Annotated in this window: 19 protein-coding genes and 1 pseudogene; 8 read left to right on the forward strand and 12 right to left on the reverse strand. The window is 73.6% G+C overall.

Annotation, left to right across the window (positions count from 1 at the left end):
• The first annotated feature begins 70 nt into the window (after positions 1-70).
• The 5 genes from IG90_RS0110125 (at position 71) to IG90_RS0110145 (ending at position 6,155) form a co-directional block, all read left to right on the forward strand.
• The gene (locus IG90_RS0110125) at positions 71-3,286 is read left to right on the forward strand and encodes a sensor histidine kinase (RefSeq protein ID WP_030580796.1); all 3,216 of its coding nucleotides are present in this window, start codon (positions 71-73) and stop codon (positions 3,284-3,286) included.
• Entirely contained in the window at positions 3,283-3,774 is a 492-nt protein-coding gene (locus IG90_RS0110130; RefSeq protein WP_030580798.1) for a roadblock/LC7 domain-containing protein, read from the forward strand. The genes IG90_RS0110125 and IG90_RS0110130 overlap by 4 nt, the downstream gene beginning before the upstream one ends.
• Positions 3,771-4,187 carry a DUF742 domain-containing protein gene (locus IG90_RS0110135; RefSeq protein ID WP_030580801.1) on the forward strand — a complete coding sequence of 139 codons (417 nt, stop codon included), beginning with the start codon at positions 3,771-3,773 and terminating at the stop codon, positions 4,185-4,187. Before IG90_RS0110130 ends, IG90_RS0110135 begins: the two co-directional genes overlap by 4 nt.
• A complete protein-coding gene (locus IG90_RS0110140; RefSeq protein WP_030580804.1) occupies positions 4,168-4,818 on the forward strand; it encodes a GTP-binding protein in 651 nt (216 codons plus the stop codon). The genes IG90_RS0110135 and IG90_RS0110140 overlap by 20 nt, the downstream gene beginning before the upstream one ends.
• Positions 4,819-4,919: 101 nt before the next feature.
• Positions 4,920-6,155, forward strand: a complete 1,236-nt coding sequence (locus tag IG90_RS0110145; protein ID WP_030580807.1) for a styrene monooxygenase/indole monooxygenase family protein — start codon at positions 4,920-4,922, stop codon at positions 6,153-6,155.
• A gap of 71 nt (positions 6,156-6,226) precedes the next feature.
• Here the strand turns inward: IG90_RS0110145 and IG90_RS0110150 are convergent, their stop codons facing one another.
• The 5 genes from IG90_RS0110150 to IG90_RS0110170 form a co-directional block, all read right to left on the reverse strand.
• Complete coding sequence (locus tag IG90_RS0110150; protein ID WP_030580811.1) at positions 6,227-7,537, reverse strand: C40 family peptidase; 1,311 nt, start codon at positions 7,535-7,537, stop codon at positions 6,227-6,229.
• 160 nt (positions 7,538-7,697) lie between these two features.
• Positions 7,698-10,619, reverse strand: coding sequence for an outer membrane protein assembly factor BamB family protein (locus IG90_RS0110155; protein ID WP_030580814.1), 2,922 nt, complete (start codon positions 10,617-10,619; stop codon positions 7,698-7,700).
• A 107-nt stretch (positions 10,620-10,726) separates the two neighbouring features.
• Positions 10,727-11,002: a hypothetical protein gene (locus IG90_RS0110160; RefSeq protein ID WP_030580817.1), complete on the reverse strand. Its 276-nt coding sequence runs from the start codon at positions 11,000-11,002 to the stop codon at positions 10,727-10,729.
• A 4-nt stretch (positions 11,003-11,006) separates the two neighbouring features.
• Positions 11,007-11,783 carry a TetR/AcrR family transcriptional regulator gene (locus tag IG90_RS0110165; RefSeq protein ID WP_030580820.1) on the reverse strand — a complete coding sequence of 259 codons (777 nt, stop codon included), beginning with the start codon at positions 11,781-11,783 and terminating at the stop codon, positions 11,007-11,009.
• A 34-nt stretch (positions 11,784-11,817) separates the two neighbouring features.
• Positions 11,818-12,753 (reverse strand): AurF N-oxygenase family protein, encoded by a 936-nt coding sequence (locus tag IG90_RS0110170; RefSeq protein ID WP_030580823.1) that lies wholly within the window; start codon positions 12,751-12,753, stop codon positions 11,818-11,820.
• A gap of 255 nt (positions 12,754-13,008) precedes the next feature.
• Between IG90_RS0110170 and IG90_RS0110175 the strand changes: the two genes are divergently transcribed.
• The 3 genes from IG90_RS0110175 to IG90_RS0110185 all read left to right on the forward strand — a co-directional run bounded on the left by IG90_RS0110175 (position 13,009) and on the right by IG90_RS0110185 (position 16,092).
• A complete protein-coding gene (locus tag IG90_RS0110175) occupies positions 13,009-14,121 on the forward strand; it encodes a ferritin-like domain-containing protein (protein ID WP_030580826.1) in 1,113 nt (370 codons plus the stop codon).
• A gap of 113 nt (positions 14,122-14,234) precedes the next feature.
• Entirely contained in the window at positions 14,235-15,134 is a 900-nt protein-coding gene (locus tag IG90_RS0110180; RefSeq protein ID WP_030580828.1) for an ADP-ribosylglycohydrolase family protein, read from the forward strand.
• Between the two features lie 79 nt (positions 15,135-15,213).
• The gene (locus tag IG90_RS0110185; protein WP_030580832.1) at positions 15,214-16,092 is read left to right on the forward strand and encodes a hypothetical protein; all 879 of its coding nucleotides are present in this window, start codon (positions 15,214-15,216) and stop codon (positions 16,090-16,092) included.
• A 174-nt stretch (positions 16,093-16,266) separates the two neighbouring features.
• On the opposite strand, the gene IG90_RS0110190 is transcribed toward IG90_RS0110185, so the two are convergent.
• From IG90_RS0110190 to IG90_RS0110220, 7 genes and pseudogenes are all read right to left on the reverse strand, one after another.
• The gene (locus IG90_RS0110190) at positions 16,267-17,349 is read right to left on the reverse strand and encodes an amidase family protein (RefSeq protein WP_030580835.1); all 1,083 of its coding nucleotides are present in this window, start codon (positions 17,347-17,349) and stop codon (positions 16,267-16,269) included.
• A 57-nt stretch (positions 17,350-17,406) separates the two neighbouring features.
• A complete protein-coding gene (locus tag IG90_RS0110195; protein ID WP_030580837.1) occupies positions 17,407-18,873 on the reverse strand; it encodes a penicillin-binding transpeptidase domain-containing protein in 1,467 nt (488 codons plus the stop codon).
• Complete coding sequence (locus IG90_RS0110200) at positions 18,870-20,249, reverse strand: FtsW/RodA/SpoVE family cell cycle protein (protein WP_030580839.1); 1,380 nt, start codon at positions 20,247-20,249, stop codon at positions 18,870-18,872. Before IG90_RS0110200 ends, IG90_RS0110195 begins: the two co-directional genes overlap by 4 nt.
• Before the next feature lie 193 nt (positions 20,250-20,442).
• Complete coding sequence (locus IG90_RS0110205) at positions 20,443-20,943, reverse strand: SH3 domain-containing protein (RefSeq protein ID WP_030580842.1); 501 nt, start codon at positions 20,941-20,943, stop codon at positions 20,443-20,445.
• Positions 20,944-21,036: 93 nt separating this feature from the next.
• A pseudogene (locus IG90_RS39300) lies at positions 21,037-21,908 on the reverse strand (sensor histidine kinase); the annotation flags it as partial.
• A gap of 166 nt (positions 21,909-22,074) precedes the next feature.
• Positions 22,075-22,392 carry a zinc ribbon domain-containing protein gene (locus IG90_RS0110215; RefSeq protein WP_030580845.1) on the reverse strand — a complete coding sequence of 106 codons (318 nt, stop codon included), beginning with the start codon at positions 22,390-22,392 and terminating at the stop codon, positions 22,075-22,077.
• On the reverse strand, positions 22,389-24,560 hold the full coding sequence (locus IG90_RS0110220; protein ID WP_030580848.1) for a HEAT repeat domain-containing protein: 2,172 nt from the start codon (positions 24,558-24,560) through the stop codon (positions 22,389-22,391). The genes IG90_RS0110215 and IG90_RS0110220 overlap by 4 nt, the downstream gene beginning before the upstream one ends.
• Positions 24,561-24,646: the final 86 nt, after the last annotated feature.

Here is a 24,646-nt window from a genome sequence, read left to right on the forward strand (position 1 = left end):
GGGGCGCCCTTCCATGTGACCGTGCGTCACCTCTGCTTCAAGGGTGGACGAGTCAAGATTGCGAGCACCGGTGCAGAAGAAGCGGCCGCGGAGCAAGGGCACGACGCGCGACGGTTCCGGGGCGACGCCTCCGGCATCCGGCGCGGACAAGCGGACCGTGCGGGTACGCAGCCGACTGGTCGCCGGTGTCGCGGTCGTCGGCGTCATCGTCCTGGCCGCGGGCGCTCCCGCCGTGCTCGGGGCCTCCGCCGATCTGAGCGAGTCCCAGCGGCTGGTCACGCTCGCCGAGCTCAATCAGCAGGCGGTCACCCTCGGGCACTCCCTGGCCGACGAGCGTGACGCGATCACCGCGTACATCGCCGACGGCCGCGACGAGGAGGCCGACGACAGCGCCGGCGCGAAGAACCGCACCGCCCGCACCACCCGCGTCGACCAGCAGATCGACGAGATCCACGAGGCGGCCTCCGCCGCCCTGCGCCGCGACCTCTCGACGGTCGCCTCCCTGCGCCGCGACGCGCTGACCGGCAAGGGCTCGGCCCTGGAGGCGCATCAGGCGTACTCCGACATCATCGCCAAGCTGCACGGCATCGCCGCCGAACTGGCGGAGAAGACCCCGCCGCGCGCCGCCGACGCCACCCGGGCCCCGCTCACCCTCGGCGGCGCGTCCGAACAGGCCTCCGCCACCCGCGGGCTCCTGCTCGCCGCGCTCGCCGTGCCGAGCCCCGAGCCGACGGCCCGGACCGACCCCTTCACCGGGCTGCCCGTGCAGACCCAGGACGAGAGCGACACCCGGGCCGGCCGCGAACGCGACGAGCTGAGCGCCGCCGCCCAGCAGGCCCGCGTCCGGGAGCTGGCCGCGCTCGCCGACTTCGACCAGGCGGCGGACCCGGAGGCCCGCGACAAGCTCTCCGCCACCGTCACCGGACCCGAGGTGAACGACGCGGAGAAGTACCTCACCCGCCTCACCGACCGCCCCGAGCTGTCGGAGGCGGAGCGCCGGACCAGCCCCAGGAAGCTGGAGGCGGCGCTCTCCGCCCGCGTCGACCGGATGCGCAGCGTCGAGTCCGCCCTGACCACCGGCCAGGTCCGGGACCTGGAGGGCCTCCGCGACGACGACGTCACCGCCCTCGAACTGAGCATCGCCCTGCTCGGCGGCTGCTTCCTGCTCGCCGTCGGCGTCTCCACCGCCGTCGCCCGCACCCTCACCCAGCCGCTCGCCGTCCTGCGCATCGGCGCCGCGCGCCTCGCCGAGGACCCCGAGAACGCCGAGCCGGTCCGCTACACCGGCCGTAACGACGAGTTCGCCCAGGTCGTACGGTCGATGAACACCCTGCACGGCAGGCTCACCACCCTGCACCAGGACTACACCGGACGCTTCGACGGCCTCACCGGCGAACGGTCCAAGCTGATCGCGGGCCGCGAGACCCTCGTCGCCGAGCGGGCCGAACTCCGGACCCGGGCCGCCGAGCTGGCCACGCAGCTGGAGCAGCTGAAGGGCACGGTCGACCACACCTTCGTCAACCTCTCCCTGCGCACCCTCGGACTGATCGAGCGGCAGCTCGGCGTCATCGAGGGCCTGGAGGAGCGCGAGCAGGACCCGGAGCGCCTGGCGACCCTGTTCAAGCTCGACCACATGGCCACGGTCATGCGCCGCCACAGCGAGAACATGCTCGTCCTCGCGGGCGCCGAGCACGGCCACGGCCACGCCGGGCCGATCCCACTGGTCGACGTGGCGCGCGCGGCCGTCAGCGAGATCGAGCGGTACGAGCGGGTGACCATCCAGTCCCTGCCGCCGCACGCCCAGATCGCCGGGTTCGCCGCCGACGACCTCAGCCACCTCCTCGCCGAACTCCTGGAGAACGCGACCTCCTTCTCGCCGCCCGACTCCCATGTCGAGCTGTCCGGCTGGCTGCTGGAGAGCGGCGAGGTGATGCTCTCCGTGTCGGACGAGGGCATCGGCATGTCGACGGTCCGGATGGGCGAACTCAATGCCAGGCTGGCCGACCCGGGCTCGTTCGAGCCGAAGGAGCGGCACACCGACGTGACCGGGGCCGGACTCGGCCTCCAGGTCACGTCGCTGCTGGCCGCCCGGCACGGAGTGCGGGTCCAGCTGCGCGAGCAGAAGGGGAGTGGTGTGACGGCCGTCGTCGTCCTGCCGGAAGCCCTGCTGCCCAACTCGCTGCCCGCCGCCTCGCCGCCCGCCGTGCAGCTGCCCGGTGACGCGCCCACGCTCAACCTGCCGGGCTCGGTCGCGGAGGCCAACTCCAACGCCCTGCCGAGCCGTTCATCGCTCCCGCCCAGGGACGCCGAGCCAGGGACGCCCGCCGACGCCGCCGAGCCGACGCCGACGCCGGAATCGGCTCCGGAGCCCGAGCCGACGTCAGCGGCCGACGCGGTCGCCGAGCCGGTCACCGAGGCGGCCGCGGACCTCGACGCGGAGAACGCCTCCGATCCGGCCGTCGAGCCCCTGCCCGCCGTGGACCCCATGATCGCCGCCGCCGAGCGGACGATCCGCGAGAACGCCGCCGCCGAGAGCGCCGCCCGCGACGAGAGCCCGGAAGCCAGCGCCGTACCGCAGCAGGAGCAGGAGCAAGAGCAGGAGCAGGACGCGCAGGAGCCGTTCACGGAAGCCGAAGTGGCCGAAGAGGCCGAGGCCGGGTCGGACTCCGAGATCACCCTGCAGGTCCGGCTGCCGAAGCCCCCGTCGGACCCCGCGGCCCCGGAGAGCGCAGCCCCGGCGACCACCGGCCCGTACGCGATCGGCCCCGACCGCCACGAGCGCCCGGCCGAGTCCGGCCCGGGGGACCAGGACCCGGACGGGCCCGCCTTCCACCCCGTGCCCCACGCCGAGGCCGCCGCCGGCACCGCGCCCGCCGACACCGTCCCCGGCCCCCGCCGCCCCGAGGCCGGGCGGATCACCGACAAGGGGCTGCCGAAGCGCACCCCGAAGGTGGTCCGGCCCGACTCGACCCCCGCCCCCGGACGCACCGGCAGCCTGGACCGGGACGCACTGCGCCGCAGGCTCGGCAGCTTCCACCAGGCGGCGAAGGAGGGGCGGCGCGACGTCGAGGCGGAGATCGCCGAGACCGGCGGCATCGCCCTCGCCGACCTCGGGGGCGTACCCACCGACCGCACCGGGCACCAGAGCACCACCGCACCCACCACGGGCACCGCAGAGGCAGAGGACGCACGGAACGCAAGGACCGCACAGGCCCCCGAGACCGGTGCCCGGGCGGATGGCCGGAACGAAGAGACGGGGGACACAGTCGAGGAGGCACGCAGTTGACTGCGCCCAGCACATTCGGGCTGAGCACCGAGGCCCGGAACCTTCACTGGTTGCTGAGCAATCTCGTGGAGGAGGTGCCAGGGGTCCACTCGGTCACCGTCGTCTCGTCCGACGGCCTGATGCTGCTCTCCTCCGACCCCGGTCACCTGACCGCGAAGGCGGCCGCACCGGCCGCCGGGACGTCGGACGGGCCCAAGGGGTCCAGCGCCGACCTGGCCACGATCGTCTCCGGCATCGGTTCGCTGACCGTCGGAGCCGCGAAGCTGATGGACGGCGGCGGCGTCAAACAGACGATGGTCGCCATGGAAGAGGGCAGCGTCTTCGTCATGTCGATCAGCGACGGCTCCCTCCTCGGCGTCCATGCCACCCCGGACTGCGACATGAGCGTCGTCGCGTACCACATGGCCCTCTTCGTCGGCCGGGCCGGACACGTACTCACCCCCGAACTCCGCAGCGAGCTGCGCACATCGTTGGAGAGCGCCCAGTGACCACCGCCGCCGCAGAACCCGCCCCCCGGCTCCCCGTCCGCGGGGCCGACAAGCGCCCCGCCCGGGTCCGCCCGTACTCCCTCACCGGCGGCCGCACCCGGTTCGGGCACGTCCTGCTCGTCGAGACGTTCGTCGCGGCCCTCGAAGCACCCGACGAGCGCCGCGAGCTCACGAACGGCAACCTCGCATCGCGGGTCATGCCGGAGCTCCGGGCCATCGTCGAACTCTGCCGCCGGATGCGTACGGTCGCGGAGATCTCGGCCCTGTTGCAGATGCCGCTCGGAGTCGTCCGGGTGCTGCTCAGCGACCTGGCCGACCAAGGAAAGATCCGCGTGTACGGGACCGGTCACGGCACCGGCCAGCCCGACCGCGCACTGCTCGAAAGGGTGCTCAATGGACTCCGCCGTCTCTGAGGTGCCGCTCTTCGCCCCGCGCCAGCCGGGGCCCCGCGCACAGGCCGAGGAGTCTCCCCAGGCCTGGCAGCTGGACCACACCCGGGCACCCACCGCCACCAAGATCGTGGTGGCGGGCGGCTTCGGCGTCGGCAAGACGACGTTCGTCGGATCGGTCTCCGAGATCACGCCGCTGCAGACCGAAGCGCTGATGACCCAGGCCAGCGAGGAGACCGACGACCTCACCGCGACGCCCGACAAGACCACCACCACCGTGGCCATGGACTTCGGCCGGCTCACGCTCGAGGACGACCTCGTCCTGTACGTCTTCGGCACGCCGGGCCAGCAGCGCTTCTGGTTCATGTGGGACGACCTGGTGCGTGGGGCGATCGGCGCGGTCGTCCTCGCCGACACCCGGCGGCTGGAGGACTGCTTCCCGGCGCTCGACTACTTCGAGAGCTGCGGGCTGCCGTACATCGTGGCGGTCAACCACTTCGAGGGGACACCCGGTTACGAGGCGGAGGACGTCAGGGAGGCCCTGACCGTACCGCCGCAGGTGCCGATAGTGATCATGGATGCGCGTAACAGGATCACCGTCGTCGAGTCGCTGCTGGCCCTGGTGGGCCACGCCCTCGACGCCACCCCCGCCTAGGGCGTGTTTCGAAAGTCCCGCCTGCCCGCCCTCCGGGCGGACGGCGCTACTTTCGAAACACGCCCTAGTTCGCCTCGAATCAGAGACAACGGAGAGCCGCGATGCGGAAGATACTCATAGTCGGAGCCGGCCAGTCGGGGCTCCAGCTGGCCCTGGGACTGCAGTCCAGAGGCTACGAAGTCACCCTGATGTCCAACCGCACCGCCGACGAGATCCGCACCGGCCGGGTCATGTCGACGCAGTGCATGTTCCACACCGCGCTCCAGTACGAGCGGGACTACCAGCTGAACTTCTGGGAGTCCCAGGCCCCGAAGATCGAGGGCCTCGGCCTCTCCGTCGCCGCCCCCGACTCCTCCCGCGCCATCGACTGGGTCGGCAGGCTGGACGGCTTCGCCCAGTCCGTCGACCAGCGCGTGAAGATGGCCGGCTGGATGGAGACCTTCGCCCAGCGCGGCGGCCAGCTGGTCATCCACGGGGCGGCCGTCTCCGACCTGGACTACTTCTCCCGCACCTACGACCTGGTGATGGTCTCGGCCGGCAAGGGCGAGCTGGTCTCCATGTTCGGCCGGGACGCGGCCCGTTCGCCGTTCGACGCCCCGCAGCGCGCGCTGGCCGTGGCGTACGTCCACGGCATGGGCCCCCGCCCCGAGCACCCGGAGTTCGACGCGGTCCGCTGCAACCTGGTCCCGGGTGTCGGCGAACTGTTCGTGATGCCGACGCTCACCACCAGCGGCCGCGCCGACATCCTCTTCTGGGAAGGCGTCCCGGGCGGCCCGCTGGACGCCTTCCAGGGCATCAAGGACCCCTCCGAGCACCTTGCGAAGACGCTGGAGCTCATGGAGAAGTTCACGCCGTGGGAGTACGCCCGCGCCACCAAGGTCGAGCTGACCGACGCCAACGGCACCCTCGCCGGCCGCTACGCCCCCACGGTCCGCAAGCCGATCGGCCGGCTGCCCGGCGGCGGCCTGGTCCTCGGCGTCGCGGACGTCGTCGTGGCCAACGACCCGATCACCGGTCAGGGCTCCAACTCGGCCTCCAAGTGCGCGAACGCGTACCTCGACTCGATCATCGAGCACGGCGGGAAGGAGTTCGACGCGGCGTGGATGCAGTCCACGTTCGACCGTTACTGGGAGACCGCGCAGCACGTCACGAAGTGGACCAACGCGATGCTCGGCGCCCCGCCGGAGCACGTGCTGAACCTGATCGGCGCGGCCGGCCGGCTCCAGCCGGTCGCGGACCGCTTCGCCAACGGGTTCAACGACCCGGCGGACTTCGAGAACTTCTTCTTCGAGCCGGAGAAGACGAACGCGTACCTGGCCTCGGTCTCCGGCGCCTGAGCGCCCCGCCCACCGCTTCGGCGGCCGGACCCGCACCGCCGGTCCGGCCGCCGAAGTCCTTCCGTAGCGGTCTACGGGGTGGCGTCCGGGGCCGCTTCCGTGCCGTACCCGGTGTCCGCGCCGTCACGTGCGCCCTCGGGCAGCTCCGGGAGCTCGTACGTGGACAGGGGGGTGCCGCCCGGGTCGGGGCGGACGGCCCCCAGCAGCGGGTTCGACGCCAGCGGTGAGACCTTGACCTTCGTGCCGGGGCGGGGCGCCTGCACCACCAGGCCGTTGCCGATGTACAGCGCCACGTGGGTCGCCTTCGGGAAGTAGACCACCAGGTCCCCGGGGCGCAGTGCGGAGACCGGCACCTTCGGGAGCTGCTTCCACTGTTCCTGCGAGGTGCGCGGGATCGCCCGCCCCGCCGCCGACCAGGCCTGGGACGTGAGCCCGGAGCAGTCGAAGGAACCGGGGCCCTCGGCCCCCCACACGTACGGCTTGCCGATCTGCCGGACCGCGTACGCGACGGCGTCGCCGCCCCGGCGGGTGGGCGGCCGGGTGGAGCTGAGCGCTCCGGAGGCCACCAGCTCGCGCTGGGCCTTGTCCACGCCCTGCTGTTCGAGACCGGCGAGCTGGGCCATCTGCTCCTCGGAGAGCGTGGCCAGCAGCCCCTCGACCTCCTTGAGCCTGCCGCGCACGGTGTCGCGCTGCTTCCTCTGCCGGTCGGCCAGCTTCTTCTGCTGGTCCAGCGCCTTGCGGGAGGCGGCGGCCAGGGTGTCGGCCCGCCGGGCGGCGTCGGTCAGCCGCTCCACCGTCGCCGCCCGGTTCGCGGCCAGCCGCCCCACGACATGGCTCTGGTCCAGGGCGCGCAGCGGGTCGCGGGCCAGCAGCAGCCGGAGGTACGCGGAGAACTCGGTATGCCCCTGGTACTGCTCCCGGGCCAGCCGGCCGGCGTCTCCGCGGCTGAGCTCCAGCGCGGCCCGCGCCTTCGCCAGGTCCGCGTTCACCTTCTTCACCTGCGCGGTCCGCTGCTTCAGCTTCTCGGCGGTGGCGTTGTAGGTCTCGCTCGCCTCCTCCGCCGCCTGGTAGCGGGTCTGCAGCTCGCGCAGCAGGGTGACGACGCTCCTGGGCGCCTCGGGCGCACCGAGGGCGGTCTCGGCGTCGACCTCCGGCGCATCGGTCTCGCCGGCGCCCTCCTCCGCGTCCTCCGCGTCCTCCGCGTCCTCCGTGTCCTCCGTGTCCTCCGTGTCCGTGCCGGCCGTCCCCCCGGCCTCCTCGGCGAGCGGTACGGATTCCTCGGACGGTACGGGGCCCGGCTCGGCCGACGCGGCCGTGGGGGAGACCGTGAGCGCCGCGGCCAGCACGGTCGTCCACACCGCGCGCAGGAGTCCGCCTGACACGACATCACCTCCGTGACGGAGACGCAGCCCGGCAACGGGCTCGTCCATAAATGGGCGAATCCGTTAATCAGGTCACTCGATGTCAGGTGACGCAAGCACCGCGCGGCGCGCCGTCCAGGAGATCCCCTGGACGGCGGCGGCGGTGGAGGGGCCTGGGGCCTCAGGCCACCGGGAAGGCGTAGAAGGACCTGTCCCGCTGGATGACTACGGTCTCGCCGACGGCGAGCGCCCGGTACGACGCGCTCACGGTCGCTCCCTTCGGATCGGCCGACCCGATGTCCTGGAACTTCCACAGCCGCTCGCCGTCGGCCGCCGAGAACGCCGTGACCTGGACGGCGTCGGCGGCGATCAGGGTCTTCCCGCCGGCGCTCAGCGTGAGCGACGGGGCGTTCCCGATGCCCGGCACCTCCGTGGAGCGCCGCCACACGAGCCGGCCGCTCTCCCGTTCCACCGCGCCGACCAGCCGGCTGCGTTCGGTGGTGTGGATCAGCGGCCCGGCGACCAGCGGGGTGCCGAACCACGACCCGTCGCTGCCCTCGACGCGCCACAGCGGCTTCGTCGTGTCCGTCTCGAACGCCTGGAGGTCCTTGCCGACCGCCGCGTACAGCGTCCCGTCCTCGTCGCCCGTGGTGGCCGCCTCCAGGGAGGCCGCGCCGTACTGCTTGGTCCACAGCAGCTTGCCGGTCTTCCGGTCGAACGAGCGGACCGACCCCTTCCCCTTGGCCGCCTTGACCTCGGCCGCCGTCAGGCTGGCCGCGTCCTGCCGTACGAGGACGTCGGCGGAACGCTCCGCGACCACCCGGTAGGCCGGAGTGCCCGGGGCGCGGCCCGCGGGCACGGGGGTCCGCCACAGCTCCTTGCGCTGCACGATGTCGTACGCGAAGAAGTGGGCCTGGACGACTTCCTTGTCCTTCTCCTTCTTCTTGCCCTTCTTCGGCTTGGGGGCCTTCACGGTGACCGTGTGCGATCCGGTGAACCAGATGACCGGCCCGGAGCTGCCGGCCAGCCGCCCGACGGTGAGGCCCGGCAGGTCGGCGAAGGCGTCCGTGTAGCGCACGCGGTGCACGACCTTGCCGTTCTTCGGTGACAGCCACAGGAACTCCGTCGGGCTCGCCACGAAGACCAGGTCGTCCCCCGCCGCCAGTGCGGCCTGTCCCTTCGCGGCGTCCGCACGCTGCCACAGCCGCTTGCCGGTGCGCAGGTCCACGGCGCTGGCCTGGCTCTCGCTGGTCACCACGAGCAGCTTGTCCCGCCATACGGCGGTGGTGAGGGGGGACGACTCGGAGTCCGGGTGCGCGTAGCTCCAGCGCGGCTCGGGGGCCTGCCCGGGAAGCGTACGGCGGGGCTTCGGGGCGGGCTTGTCGTCGGTCGCCGCCGCGGTGTCCCCGGACCCGAGCGCGGCGACCGAACCGCCGCCCACGATCAGCCCGCCGACACCCGCCGCCGCGATGGTCAGCAGGGTCCGGCGGCTCGCTGCGGGGTCCGGCGCCGGGGCCGGCGCGGGAGGCAGCGGCAATGAGACCATCGGCCCCCCGCCGGGGCCGCCGGGACCTGCGGGCCCGGCCGGGAGCGCGGCGGCGGGGTACGGGGCGGGGCCGCCGTGGGTGTGGCCCGGCTGCTGCGGGGCACCGGCGGCGGGTGCGGCGGGCAGCGCGGGCGGCACCGGGCCGGCCGCCGGGGCGAGGGCGGCGCCCGGGGGTGCGGTGAGTTCGTGGGGGAGCGCGAGCTGGGTCGTCGGGCGGTCGTTCTGCGGTGGCCGGGGCCCGGTGTCGAGGAACCGGGTGGTGCCCCGGTCCTCACCGATGTCCCCGTCGCCCGCGGCCACCGGCGCGGCGATGGGCTCCTGGGGCGTGGCGGCGTCCGCCGGCCGTGCGGGGGCGTTGAACGACGCGTCCACCGGTGCCGCGGGCAGCGGCCGGGCGTCCTCGGGCTCCGGGGCTGTACGTGCGTCCTTCGGCTCAGGGTTCGTGCGGGGGTCCTCGGGCAGGGCGTCGTTCGTGCGGGGGCTCTCGGACCGTGCGCCTTCGGGCCGGGCGTCCTCGGGCTCCGGGGACGCCTCCGGCACGGGCGCCGGGGCTCCCTCCGCCGCAGGCGCCGACGTCTCCTCCGACGCGGGTTCCGGGGTCTCCTCCGCCGCAGCCGCCCCGGTCCCCTCCCCCTCCTCCGGCACCTCCAGCGCCAGGACCCGCGCCTCCTGGTCCGCGACCGCCGCCGCGAGCCGTTCGGGGAGCCAGCCGCCCCGGGCGAGGCCCGCCGCGCCCTCCAGGGCCAGCTCGGCGGCGACCGTGCCGGCGGTGGGCCGCTCGGCCGGGTCCTTGGCCAGGCAGCTCGCGATCAGCTCGCGCAACGGCTCGGGTACGGCGTCGAGTCCGGGCTCGTCCTCGGCGATCCGGCGGGCGGCCTCCTCGGCCGGGCCCTCCGCGAACGGGGTCGTCCCGGTCGCCGCGTACGCCAGCAGCAGCCCCAGTACGAACAGGTCGGAGGCGGCGGAGACCTCCTTGCCCTCGATCTGCTCGGGCGTCAGATAGCCCAGCCGCACCGAGAGCTGGCCGCCCGGCCCGGCCTCCGCCGACGCGGCGGCGCCCAGCGGGCCGAAGGCGGTGAGGCGGGGGCCGTCGACGGCCAGCAGGACCGTGCCCGGGGCCAGCCCCTGGAGCACGGACCCGGCGGCGTGCACCCGGGAGAGGATCTCGGCGATGCCCGCGCCCAGTATCCGCAGGGCCCGCTCGGGCAGCGGACCGGCGATCCCGATCGCCTCGGCCAGCGGCAGCGCGGGGACGTAAGCCGCCGCCGTCCACAGGGGTTGCGGCCCGTCCGCGGGGGCCTCCGCCGTACCACCGGTGTCCAGGGGCGGGGCCACCCAGCCGCCGGCGAGGCGTTCGGCGGTGCGGGCCTCGGCCTGGAAGCGGCGGCTGAAGACCGGTACGGCGGCCAGCTCGGGGCGCGCGGCGGTGATGAGGGCCATCTCGCCGGAGCCGGTGTCCCGGGCCACGTACCGCACGGCGCTCGCGCCTTCGTGGAAGCGGGCCAGCGCGGTGAAGCGGCCGAAGCGGCGTGGATCGTCCTGACGCAGCGCCTCCATGGCGCACCCCCCTTGTGACCGTCCTTCGGCGACCGAGTGACCCGTCCTTCGGCACCTGACCGTCGATCTTAGGGCCTGTGCCCCGCGGGAGGCCCGCCCGCCGTCGCTCAGTCGCGGCCTGAGGGTTTGGACCAGGGCCACTTGAGGGTGCGGTGCTCGCGGCCCCCGGGGGCGTACTCGTACACCCAGCCGCGCTGCAGCCCGAGCCGCTTGGTGTGACCGGCCGGGACCCGCTGGTAGGCGTACACGGTGGCGGGACCGCCGTCGGGGGAGGGCACCGGGACCTCGTACCACTTCGGTGGATGGCCGGTCGGGCCCAGCAGGATCGGCAGGACCCGGCCGTCCAGGGGGCCGCCGCGGAAACGGGTGTTCTCGCTCTTCACCCGGTCAGTCTGACGCAGGGGACGCGGGCAGCAGGTGTGCCGCCTCCGCAAGGACCGGAATCACCCGCTCCGCGAGTCGTCCGGCCGGGCCGTCGGCCCGCTCCAGGGCCAGCAGGTCGCTCACCACCGCCGCGGTCTCCGGGTCGGTGGCGGCGGTCGCGGCGAGCAGGGCGATCAGGTGGTCGACCAGCCAGCCGCGCAGTTCGGCCGCATCCGGCCGCTTCCCGTCGTCCAGCCAGATCAGCGAGGCCGCCTCGACGGCCGCGATCCAACTGCGCACCATCATCCGCAGCCTCGGCCCGGCCGGCTGCTCCTCGGCCTCGCCGATCCGCCCGAGATGGCGCAGGATCTCGTCGGCCGCCGCCCGTCGCACCCCGTCCACGATCGTCGTCGTACGGGAGGTCTCCACGACGCTGCCGCCGCGCAGCAGGGCGCTGAACCCGGTGTCGTGCTCGTCGACGAAACGCAGATAGCGGTCCAGTACCCGGGCGACCCGCTCGGTGGGCGGGCCCACCGGCGGTTCGGTGAAGCACAGTGTCAGCTCGTCGGCCGCCGAGCCGAGCGCGGCCTCGTACAACTGCTGCCGCCCGCCCGGGAAGTAGCGGTAGACGAGCGGCCGGGACACCCCGGCCGCCACCGCCACCTCGTCGAGCGAGACCTCGTCGGGCGCCCGGTGGGCGAAGAGGCCGAGCGCGGCGAGCAGCAGCTGGGAGCGGCGCTCCTCGACGCTGAGCCTGCGGTACGTCGCCCGGGGCGGCGGGACTGCGGCGGTGGAGGTCATGCCACCGAGCCTAAGCGCTGACCCGCGGTACACGTCAGGCCAGCAGACCGGAGCTGCGCCACAGCCGGCGGCCGACGCCGTTCAGCAGTCCGATGTCGTCGAAGAAGTCGGTGAGCCGTTTCGCGCCGGACTGCATGACCTCGGCGCGGTGCCCGCTCGCCTTCACCTGGGCGACGGCCTCGCGGCGGTCCAGGCCGACGTTCTCGTACACCTGCGGGTTCACGAAGCAGACGGAGAAGACCCGGGCCGCCTCGCCGCAGCTGACCTTGGTGAGCTCCCGCTCCCAGCGCGGGGCGGTCACCATCTGGCGGCGCAGCTCCTCCCGGGCGTACCGCACGTGCCGGGCCTCCTCGATCACATGGATCCGGGTCACGCCGCGCACCAGGGTCTGCACCCGCTCGTCCGGGAAGGTGAGCCGCTGCATCCAGTCGAGGATCTCCTCGCCCAGCAGGGTCGCCGCGAACGAACCGGGGGTGGTGGAGACGGTCTTCAGGACCCGCGCGAGGTTGTGGTAGACGCGCGGCACCGGGTACGTCGGGGCGCCGCCCCAGTCGATCATGCGGCCGAACATCATCGAGTGCCGGCACTCGTCGGCTATCTCCGTGAGCGCGTAGCGGACGTGGTTGCTGGTCACCGGCTTGTCGTAGACGTGCCGGACCAGCAGCTGCATCAGGATGATCTCGAACCAGATGCCGAGCGAGGCCAGCGCGGCCGCCTCGTGCCGGGAGAGGTCGAGGCGCTGCTCCTCGGACATGCGGTCCCACATCGGGGTCCCGTACAGCGAGACCAGCTCCGGCGGCCAGAACCACTTGCCCTCCTCGACGGCCGCGTCCCAGTCGAGTTCGGCGTCGGGGTCGAAGGAGTGCTTGGCCGAGGATTCGAGCAGCCGCAGGGCGATCTGCTCGCGGTCGCGGAGCGGCCCGAGCGCGTCGCGGAGCACGGTCACGTCGCCGGCGGTGACGGTCGTCATGGCGGGAGCACCTCACACAGGGGTTGCCGGGAACAGGAGTTACCGGCGGTCACTCCTTATGAGACTACCTGTCAGCAAGGCCGTCAATCCCTTGCGCGCGATCCCGTACGACTTGTTGACCCGCTGTCTACCAAGGTGTGAACCTGTCAGGGAGGCGGTCGGCGCTCACGCTCAACCGCCCTGGGTGTGACGGAATTTGTCGAGCGGATCGAGCAGGTCGAGCAGGTCGAGTCAGTCGAGGCGAAGGAGTCGTCCGTGTCCACACATGACCTCTACACCACCCCGCCCGCCGAACCGATCTGGCAGGTCCCCGCCACCGGAGCCGCCCGGTTCAGCTGGGACTACGACGACGGACGCGAACGCCTCCTCGCCCTCTACCAGAAGGGCAAGGACAAGCAGTGGGACGGCAACAAGCGCATCGACTGGTCCCTGGAGGTCGACCCCACCGACCCGCTCGGCACCCCCGACGAGGCACTCACGCTGTACGGCACCCCGCACTGGGCGAAGATGACGGAGACGGACCGGGGCGAGCTGCGCAAGCACTACACCTCCTGGCAGTTCAGCCAGTTCCTGCACGGCGAGCAGGGCGCGATGGTGTGCGCGGCCAGGATCGTGGAGTCCGTCCCCGACCTGGACGCCAAGTTCTACTCCGCGACGCAGACCATGGACGAGGCCCGGCACGCCGAGATCTACGGCCGCTTCCTGCACGAGAAGATCGGCATGCTCTACCCGGTCAACGACAACCTCCAGGGGCTGCTGGGCGACACCCTGCGCGACTCCCGCTGGGACATGCCCTACCTCGGGATGCAGGTCCTCATAGAAGGCCTGGCGCTGGCCGCCTTCGGGATGATCCGCGACACCACGACCAAGCCGCTGCCCAAGCAGATCCTCGCGTACGTCATGCAGGACGAGGCCCGGCACGTCGCCTTCGGGCGGATGGCACTGCGCGACTACTACCAGCAGCTGAGCGACGCCGAACTCCGCGAGCGCGAGGAGTTCGTCATCGACGGCTGCTACCTGATGCGCGACCGGCTCAGCGGCGTCGAGGTCCTGGAGAACTTCGGCTTCGGCAGACAGGAGGCGCAGGAGCTCTCCGAGCACTCCGAGTACCTGCAGCTCTTCCGCAAGCTCCTGTTCAGCCGGATCGTCCCGTGCGTCAAGGACATCGGCCTGTGGGGTCCGCGGCTCCAGAAGGCGTACGTCGACATGGGCGTCCTCGAACTCGGCGACTCCAGCCTCGACCTGCTGATGTCCCAGGACGAGGAGATAGCCGAGGAGCTGGACCGCGAACGCTTCGCCGCCGAGGAACAGGCCCGGGTGGCGGAGGTCGCGGAGGCGATCGACGAGGGTGCGGCGGACGCCGCCTGAGCGGCCCCGGTGCGGGGGCGGTGGACCGACAGGGGGTCTTCGCGGCCCCGGCGCGGAGGCGGTGGACCGATAAGGGGTGTACGCGGCCGGGTCGCGGCAGCCACGATGCAGGCATGACGACGCACCCGCCCGCAGCCACCGCCGCCGGTCACGCGGCCGCCCGCCGCAGTCTCGAAGCCCTCGCGCTCGGCGACGCGTTCGGGGAGCGCTGGTTCCCCCTCTTCCGTGAACCCCGGCAGGCCGTGAACGAGATCCGGGCCCGCCGCACCCCGTCGGAGCCCCGCTGGCACTGGACCGACGACACGGCCCTCGCGCTCGCCCTGAACCGCAGCCTCGACGAGCACGGCCACGTCGACCAGGACCACCTGGCGCTCTGCTACGCGCTGGCCTTCGACGCCGACCAGGCCCGCGGATACGGCCACGGCATGCACCTCCTGCTGCCCCGGCTGCTCACATCCCCGGCCGACTGGCGCACCCTGGCCCCCGAACTCTTCGACGGCGGCAGCCTCGGCAACGGCGCGGCCATGCGGGTCGCGCCGCTCGGCGCCCGCTTCCACGAGGACCTGGACCGGGTCGTGGAGCAGGCCGCGCTCTCCGCCGCCGTCACGCACGCCCACCCGGACGGCATCGCGGGCGCGGTGGCCGTCGCGGTGGCGGCGGCGCTCTCGGCCCGCGGCGAACTGACGCTGGACGCGGTCGCCGACCGGACGCCCGAGGGACCGCTGCGCGACGGCGTGCGGCACGCGGCCCGGACCCCGTTCACCCTGGAACCGTGGAAGGCCGCGGACCTCCTAGGCAACGGGCAGCGCATCCGGGCCGACGACACCGTGCCCTTCGCCCTGTGGACCGCGGCCCGCCACGGGGGCGACCTGGAGGCGGCGCTCTGGGCGACCGCGGAGGGCCTCGGCGACGTCGACACCACGTGCGCGATCACCGGGGGCGTGGTCGGGGCGGCGACCGGGACGGCCGGGGCGCCGGAGGAATGGCTGCGCAGGCGCGAGCCGTTGGGGTGAGGCGCGGCGGGCGCGCCCGGCCGGTCCCGACAGCGGCCGCGTCGAAATTCCGTTCGCAAACGTGTCGTACCGTGAGCGCATGACCACCCCGCCGCACCCGCCGCAGGGCCCGTACGGGCCGCCCCCGCCCCCGCAGAACCCCTACGGCCCGCCGGCCGCCGCTCCCGGAGCACCGCCGCAACAGCCCTACGGCCACCCGCAGCAGCCCCCGGCCCCGCCCCAGCAGGGCGGCGGCTGGGGCCGACCCGGCTGGGGACAGCAGCCCGGCATACCCGGCGGGGGCGGCCCCTTCGCGGCCGGCCGGCCGCCCCAGGGGCCGCCCCCGCCTCGGAAGAAGCGGCCCGTGCTGATCGTCGGGATCGTGGCCGGCGCGGTCCTGGCGGCGGGCGGCATCACCTACGGGGTCTCCCAGCTGGTCGGGAAGGCCACCGACGCGGCGTTCCCGGAGGCCGAGTACCAGCTCGTCCTGCAGCAGAAGCTGCTGGACGGCGAGTTCACCCTGGCCCAGGACCTGTCGTCGTCCGAGGGCAGGAAGATCGAGGAGATGTACGACCCCACCGTCCGGGACGCGAAGGCCGTCGTCGGCCAGTACAGCTCGGCACAGGGCGGAGCCCTGGTGGTCTCCGGGATGTACGGGCGGTTCACCGGGCCGGAGGCCATGACCGGCAAGATGATGGAGGGCGGCGCCGAGGGGCAGGGCGCGACGGTCGCCGTCCCCCCGAAGGAGTTCACCCCCGCCGGTCACGACATCACGCTGAAGTGCCAGGTGCTCCAGTCGAATCAGAGCGGCGTCAGGGCGAACATCCCGATGTGCGCCTGGGGCGACGACAACACCGGGGCGTCCGTGGGCATCATCCGTCCCGGTACGGCCCTCGAGGACGCCACGGCGATCGACCTGGAGGCGGCCGCGCTCGAGACCGCCGAGATCCGCGAGGAGCTCCGCCGGCCGATCGGCTGACCTGGTGCGGCCCGGGCGGGGGCCGGAGCCCCGCCCGTCCGCCCTGTCGTCGATCAGCGCACTCCGGCCGGTACCGGAAAGCGGGTGCGCAGGGGAACGCCCGCCCGGTCGGGCCGTGTTCACGCGGGCACAGCAGCCGCTTCTCGGCGTCCGCCGGCGGGCGCCCCCCGGAGGTCACGGCCGCAGTGCGGGCAAGGCGTTCTCCACCGCGCGGGCCGCGGCGAGCAGAGGCACGTCCCCGCCGCGCGCCGCCACCACCTGGAGCCCCACCGGGCAGCCGTCCCCGGTGAATCCGGCGGGCAGGCTGGCCGCCGGCTGGCCGCTCAGGTTGAACGCCCAGGTCAGGGCGGTGGAGTAGCGATCGCCGGGGCCCTCGTGCCCATGCGGCCGGTTCGGCGTGGCCGGGGTCAGCAACAGGGGCGCGGCGGCGAAGAGATCATCGAGCCGGTCGTCGTTCGCCCGCCGGACCGCCACCGCCTCCGGGTCGTCCGGCGCCCCTCCCCGTACCGCCTGCCAGGCCCGCCCCGGGTCGAGCAGAGCGCAGTCGGCGTCCAGCAGGCGTACGGTCCCCGTCGCGACGAGCCGGTCCACCGCCCTGGCGACGACGGCGGCCACCTCCGGATCCACGTCCGCGAAGCCGAGGTCCTCGCTGTAGACGGCGGGAAGCGGGAGGGACGGGGCGACGGGCGGCTCGTACCCGTCCAGTACATGGCGGAGATACCGCTCGGCACCCGCAGCCGTCCGGGCCAGCACCCCCGCCGACGCGAGCCCGGACCGGTCGGGCGAGGGGAGCAGCCCGTTCGTCGTCTTCAGCCCGAACACCCCGCACCAGGCGGCCGGGATGCGGACCGAACCGGCCCCGTCGCTGCCCGTCGCCAGCTCCACCATCCCCGCCGCCACCGCGACCGCCGAGCCCGCCGAGGAGCCGCCGGGTGTACGGTCCGCCCGCCACGGGTTGACCGTACGGCCGTGGGCGCCCTGGCCCCAGGTCTGCCAGTAGGTACCGGGGCCGGGCACCGACGTCGCGCCGACCGGGACCCCGCCCGCCGCGGTCAGCCGGCGGGCCGCGTACGAGCGGATGCCGGTGGGGCCCTTCACCGCGAACGGCAGCCCGCCCAGCGGGAGTCGCCGCGCCACGGCCTCCCGTTCCCGGGCGAGCGCCTCGTCGGGCCAGACCTCGGTGAACGCGTTGAGCGCCGGGTCCAGCAGGCCGATCCGCTCCAGGGCCCGCGCCACCGCGGTCGTCGTACGAGTCATGGGCCCAGTCTGCCCATGCCGGATGCCCATGCCGGATGCCCGCCCCGCCCCGCCTCTTCAGCGGTCCTCCTCCGCCAACGCCGCCTCCATCACCGCCCGGGCGATCGGGGCCGCGCTGCCGCCGCCGCTGATGTCGGCCCGGTCGGCGGAGGCGTCCTCCACGACCACCGCCACCGCGACCGCCGGGCGGCCGGCGTCGGGGGCCTGGGCCCAGGAGATGAACCAGGCGTACGGCAGACCGGAGTTGTCGACGCCGTGCTGGGCGGTGCCGGTCTTGCCGCCGACCTTCACCCCGTCGATCGCCGCGTTCGACCCGGTGCCGTTCTCCACCACGTCGACCATCATCCGCTGGAGCTGCACGGCCGTCGACGGGCTCATCGCCCGCTCGTAGGAAGGGGACCCCTCCTGCCGGACCGTGTCCCCGTCGTTCGTGGTCACCCGGTCCACCAGGTGCGGACGGCGCAGATCCCCGCCGTTGGCGACCGCCGCGGCGACCATCGCCATCTGGAGCGGGGTGGCGGTCGTGTTGAACTGCCCGATCGAGGAGAGCGCGAGCTGGTCGTCGCTCATGCCGGTGTCGAAGTTGCTCCTGGCCACCCCGGACGGGATACGCAGCCCGGTGTCGTTGAAGCCGAACCTCTCCGCCGCCTCCACCATCCCGTCCAGTCCGACCTCCACCCCCAGGTGGGCCATCACCGTGTTGCAGGAGACCCGGATCGCATCCGCCAGGGACGCCTCCTCGCAGCCGCTCGACTCGTTCGGCAGGGTCGTCCTCGTGCCGGGCAGGACGTACGGCGACGGCGTGTCCGTGGCGGCGTCGGGGTCCGTCACCACCCGGGCGTCCAGGGCAGCCGCCGCCGTCACGATCTTGAAGGTGGAGCCCGGCGGATAGGTCTGCCGGATGGCCCGGTTGAGCATCGGCAGGCTCTTGGCCGCGTTCAGCCGGGCCCAGGCGTCGGTCACCGCGGAACCGGTCCCCGACAGCCGCTCGGGGTCGTACGACGGGGTCGAGACCAGGGCCAGGATCCCGCCCGTCGACGGATCCAGGGCCGCGACCGCGCCCCGCCGCCCGCTCAGCCCGTCGTACGCGGCCTGCTGCATCGACGCCCTGACCGTGGTGACGACATCGCCGCCCGGCTGCCGTCCCCGCGTGAACTCGTTCCAGAACGGCAGCGGCGCCAGCAGCGAGGCCGTACCGGACAGGACGGCGTCCTCGGCGTTCTCGATGAGCGTGGTGCCGTACGTCTGCGAGGCGTATCCGGTCACCGGGGCGTACAGCGGGCCGTGCAGATAGGTGCGCTCGAAGCTGAGCTGCTCGCCGGTCTCCTTGTTGCCGGTCACGGGCCGGTCGCCGACCAGGATGTTGCCGCGCGGCTGGTCGTAGCGGGTGATGGTGTTGCGGCGGTTGGCCGGGTTGTCGTCCAGTTCGTCGGCCTGGAAGAGCTGGACGCGGGCCGCGTTGACGAGCAGCGCCACGAGCAGCAGCAGACAGAAGGCGGCGGCCCGCCGGATGTAACGGATCACCGGTCCTCCTCCACGTCCGCCGCGATGACCCCGGTCTCCACCTGTTCCGGACGGGGTCTGCGCGAGACGTCGCTGACCCGGATCAGCAGCGCCACGATGACCCAGTTGGTGACGACGGACGAGCCGCCCTGGGCGAGGAACGGCATCGCCATCCCGGTCAGCGGGATCAGCCCCATCACCCCGCCCGCGATCACGAACACCTGGAGCGCCAGGATCGACGCCAGGCCGATGGCCAGCAGCCGCCCGAACGGGTCGCGCAGGGCGAGCCCGGCCCGGTAGCCGCGCGCCACGAGCAGCGCGTAGAGCAGGAAGATCGCGGTCAGGCCGCTCAGCCCCAGCTCCTCGCCCGCCGTCGCCAGGATGAAGTCGGACTTCGCGGCGAAGCCGATCAGGATGGAGTGGCCCGCGCCGAGCCCGGTCCCGAGCATCCCGCCCGCCGCGAACGCGAACAGCGACTGGGCGAGCTGGCCGGGGCCCTGGCCGGCGTCGATCGAGGCGAACGGGTCCAGCCAGTCCTGCACCCGGCTGTGGACATGCGGCTCGAAGGAGCCCACGACGAAGGCCCCGACGGCGGCCAGGAGCAGACCGACCGCGATCCAGCCGGTCCGGCCGGTCGCCACGTACAGCATGATGACGAAGAGCCCGAAGAACAGCAGCGAGGTGCCGAGGTCGCGCTCCAGCACCAGCACCCCGACGCTCAGCAGCCAGATGGCCACGATCGGCCCGAGGACCCGCCCGGCGGGCAGTTGCAGCTTCCACACCGTGCGGCCGGTGTACGCGAGCGCGTTGCGGTTCGCGGCCAGATAGGCGGCGAAGAACACCGCGAGCAGGATCTTGGCGAACTCGCCGGGCTGGAAGGAGAGTCCGCCGATCCGGATCCAGATCTTCGCCCCGTTCACCGCCGGGAAGAAGATCGGCACGATCATGAGCGCGAGCGCCGCGGCCACCGAGAGGTACGCGTACCGCTGGAGCACCCGGTGGTCGCGCAGCAGCACCACCACGGCGGTGAACAGCGCGACGCCGAGCGTGGACCAGATCAGCTGGGTGGGCGCGGCCTGGTCCCTCGGGGTCTCCAGGTCGAGCCGGTAGATCAGCACCAGGCCGAGACCGTTGAGCAGGACCGCGATCGGCAGCAGCAGCGGATCGGCGTAGGGGGCCCGGAAGCGGACCGCGACGTGGGCGAGCAGCGCGAGCGTGCCGAGCCCGGCGCCGTACCCGGCGACGTCGGGGGGCACGGCGCCGTCATGGGCGAGGCCGACCGCCGCGTAGCCGAAGACGGAGATCAGGACGCCGCCGACGAGGAGGGCGAGCTCCACCCCGCGCCGCTTGGGCAGGCGTAGCTCGGGCGGTGGAGCGTCCGCCGTCGTTGCGGTCATGCTCCGCAACGTAGCAAGAGGCAGGCGGTATTTCCCTTATGTCGCACCTCTGCTCATGTCACCTTCTCTCATGTCGCCTTCGCTCGTCCCGGCGCCCGCCGGCGCGCGCGTGTCATGCGTCCGCCCGCGGAACCGGCCGACAGGGCCGGGTTCCACGGGCGGACGCGTATGCGGGTGTGCGGGTGCCGAGAGGTCAGCACCACTTCGGCGCGGAGCCGATGTTCTCGATGTAGCGGGCCGAACCCCAGGCCCACGTGCCGTTGGTCAGCAGGTACCAGCGGTTGTTGCCGTCGACGTTGTCGCCCGTGGTCTTGCAGAAGATGTTGACGACCGAGCCGTACGTGACCGAGCCGACGATGCGGCTGCTGCGGGTCGGCTTGTCACGGAGCAGCAGGTACGGCTTGGCGATGACCCGTCCCTTGTAGGTCTTCTTGGGCGCCTGGGGCTTTGCCTGGCCCTGCTTCTGCGCCTCCTGGCGGGCCTCCTTCTGCTGCGCCTCGTGCTCGCGCTGCAGGGCCGAGGCGGAGAGCTCGTCGGACGTCGGGTCCAGGGCGGTGGCCTCCGCACGCTGCCCGACGGGCTGGGGGTCGGCCGCCAGAGCGGCGGGGGCTGCGGCCGTGAGCGCCGCGAGCGTGCCGGTGGCGACGCAGAGACCGAGCCGGCGGAGCCGTGAGGGGCGGGACAGGGGGGACATGCTGCCTCCATGCGATGAGGAAAAGGACCGTGGGGGACACGAGCTGGGCTCGTGCTGGTCACGCTAGGTTCACCACTCACGGTCCGCAACGCGTCACGATGCGTGAGGGTGGTCCTCCGTTGGGCCGTCCGGGGTGTCCGTCCCCTCCGGGCCCCCGTCCTGGCCCGGATTCCCGCCGGAGTCCCACTCGTCGAGGCGTACGTACTCCGGCAGGGTCAACCGGGCGAGCGCCCCGCCGTCCGGCGGATTGCCGAAGTCCAGCCGGGCGCCGATGACCTGGGCCTGGCCGAGAGCGATCGTCAGCCCCAGTCCGTGCCCCTTGCCCGCGCCGTCCGTGCGGAACCGCTGCGGCCCGCCGTCCAGCGGGTACGCCGGGAATCCCGGGCCGTGATCGCGTACGGAGACCACCGCGCCGTCCACGCTCAGCACCACCGGAGGGCCCCGTGCCGATGGGCGTTGGCCACCAGACTGCCGATCACCCGCTCCAGGCGCCGCCGGTCGGTCTCCACCCGGGCCGCGCTCGTCACCCGCACCTCGGTGTCGGTGCCCGACGCCCGGACGACCCGCTCCGCCACCGGCGCGAGATCGTGCGCGGCGAGGTCGACCTGCTCGGTACGGGCGTCCAGCCGGGAGATCTCCAGCAGATCCTCGGTCGGCGCCCGCATCGCCCGGACCCGGTCGCGCACCAGCTCCGCCGGGCGGCCAGGCGGCAGCAGTTCGGCGGCGGCCGACAGGCCGGTCAGCCGGGTGCGCAGCTCGTGCGCCACGTCGGCGGTGAACCGCTGCTCGGTCTGGAGCTTGCGCTGGAGGGTCGAGGCCATGGCGTCGAGCGCGCCCGCCACGATGGCCACCTCGTCCTGGGCGCGGACCGGCCGCGCGGCCCGGGGGTCGTCCACCCGGGCGTCGAGGTCGCCCGCGCTGATCCGGCGGGCCACCCGGGCGCTCTGGTGGAGCCTGCGGGCGACAGCACGGCGGTACGGGTCGCCGCCGGGACGCGGTGCGGGCGCACGGCTCGCCTCCTCTCCGACGACAGCGGTCTCACACTCTGGTCCGACGGCCGTGCGCTATGCCGGCTTCATGCCCTTGTGTGACGTTACGTGACTCCAAGGGGAGCCCCGGAGCGCCGCCGGGTCAGCGCTGGTACGGGTTCTGTCCCGGCGGGGTGAAGCCGGGCTGCTGCGGGGCCTGGCCGTGGGCGTTGCCGTCCTGCCCGGCCGCGGCCTGGGCGAGCAGTCGGTCCGCCTCCTCCTTGGGGATCTGCCGCTCCCCGCCGCAGAAGGTGCACTGCGTGGCGTACTTCGTCGAGAACGGGAACAGCGGCACGAAGAACAGCGTGAACTTCGTGACCCGCTTGCGCAGGGTGTGGGCCGCCGGATTGCCGCACCAACCGCACACCATCGTCAGGACGGCCAGCTGGTAGAGGTAGCCCTTGGTGCCGAAAATGATCATGTCGTGGTCCCTTTCCCCGTCCCCCGGAGTGCCCGTCGGCACAGCGCCAGGAGCTTTTCGTCCTCGTGGATGTCATGACTGCCGTACCCGCCGTCCATCGCGTTGTGACGGCGTACGGAGGCGAGTTCGCTCCGCAGGACGTGTGCTGCGGCCGACCCCGCCGGGACCGGCCCCATCCGTGCCACGCATTCTGCCACCCGGACCCGGACGTGGCGGCTCTGCTCCCAGCCGGCGAGCAGCGCCTCGGTGGTCTCCTGCGACCTGCCGGAAACCTCCCACAGCGCGATCGCCGCGTCCACCCGCAGCCACAGCTCCTCGTGCGCCAGCAGCCCGCGCAGCCGGGGCGCGACCACCGCGGCGCGCGGCCCGAGCGCCCCCAGCGCCACCACCGCCGCCCGCCGGTCGTGCACCTGGTCCGACCGGAGGCCCTCGATCAGCACCGGCAGCACCGCGTCGGTGTCCCCGGAGATCGCCCACAGCGCCTCGGCCGCCTCCGTCGCGGAGGCCGTCCCCGGGCGGCGGATCAGCGCCCGCAGTTCCGGGACGGCCTCCCGCGCGGCGGGGCCGAACGAGCCCAGCGCCCGCAGTGCCGCCGTACGCAGCCACTCGCCCCGGTACTCCGGCGCCCCGCGCAGCACCCGCAGCACCTCGGGGGCCGCCTCGCCCGCCCGCAGCCCGGTCAGCCCGGCCAGCAGCGGGCTGGCCCGGTCGTAGGCCCCCTCGTCCAGCTCCACCTCGGCGAGCCTGCGCCGCAGCGTCCCGGCGAGCGGCCGGGCCGCCGCCCCCAGGTGGCCCACCGCGAACCCCACGTCGTGCGCCACCTGCGGCAGCTCCAGCGCCGCCGCGAGCGCGGGCAGCACCCGGGCGTCGCCGAGGCGCGCCAGGGCCTTCACGGTGGAGCCGAGGCCGGGCGGGCCACTCGCCCAGGTCCTCACCCAGTCCCCGGGTTCGGCGGCCAGCCGGGCGGCCAGGGCGTCCGCGGCGGGCGCGGCGAGGGAGAACAACTCCTCCAGCACATGGGACGCGGCCTCGGCCAGCCGGGGCTCGGGATCGGCGAGCTGATCGCCGACGAGCGCCACCAACTCCTCGTACGGACCGCGCCAGGCCCGTATCAGCCCGCCGCTCATCCGGACCGCGTCGATGCGCTGCCGGCGGTCGGGGCTGCGCAACTGGTCGGCGAGCAGCGCCGTGCGGTCGCCCACCCGGTCGTCGAGGCCGACATGCAGGGTGCGCAGCAGATCCGCGGCCCAGGGGGTGCCGCGCCCGGCGTTCTCCTGGGCGGACAGCGACCGCAGCTGCCCCACGAGCGTGGGTGTCACGACCTGCTCGCCCCGGGAGGTCTCCGCCGCTGCCACCGGCTCCGCGTCCACCGGCTCGGAGTCGACCGGCTCGGCGTCCGGGTCCGGCTCGTCCCCCTCCGGGGCCGCGTCCCCCTCCGGCGCCGAACGCATCTCGCGCAGCAGCCCCGAGACCACCGGCACCACATCGCCGGGCAGCCCGTCGGGCGAACAGCGCGCCAACTGGGCCAGGGCCGCGAGCCGCAGCCCCGGGGAGGGCGCCCGGGACGCCAGCCGGCCCAGCCACTCCGCGACCCGCCCCGCCAGCGGCCGGTGCCGCAGCGCGACCCGCCCGGCCGCCTCCACGAGAGCGAACCGCACCTCCTCGTCGGGCTCCACCGGCAGCCGCTCCCGCAGCAGCGCGAGCACCCGCACGGGGTGCCGGTGCAGTGTGGCGAGCGCCAGCGGGGCCGCGAGCCGCACCCCGGGGTCCTCGTCGGCGATCAGCTCGAAGAACACCCCCGCGCCCGCGGTGACCGCCGCCGCCGCCATCGCGTAGTTCGCGGCGCCCTCGATCTCGTCCTCGTCGATCTCCGCCTCGTCGTCCTCGTCGAGGTCGAAGCCGCCGATGCTGGTGAGCAGTTCCACCACGCTGCCCCGGTCCTGCACCCCGGGATCCACGACCAGCTCGAACAGGAACGGGATGCACGCGAGCGTGCACGCGTACACATCGCCCTGGTGGTGCACCGCGCCGTACATGCCGTCGAGCGCGGCCTCCCGCTCCGCCGGATCGTCGGAGGCGAGCCCCCGCAGGAGCTCCGGCACATCGTCGGCAGGCCCGTAGGCATGCTCCATCGAGGCCCAGTCGACCTCGTCGATCCCCGAGAACACGCCATCCCCTCCCCACGACCACGACAGCGCCCGGACCGGCACGCCCCGTGGCGCGCCCTGTCCGTCACACCCCTCCCGGCGCGCCC

The organism is Streptomyces anulatus, from assembly GCF_000721175.1.
GTDB classification, from domain to species: Bacteria; Actinomycetota; Actinomycetes; order Streptomycetales; family Streptomycetaceae; genus Streptomyces; species Streptomyces anulatus_C.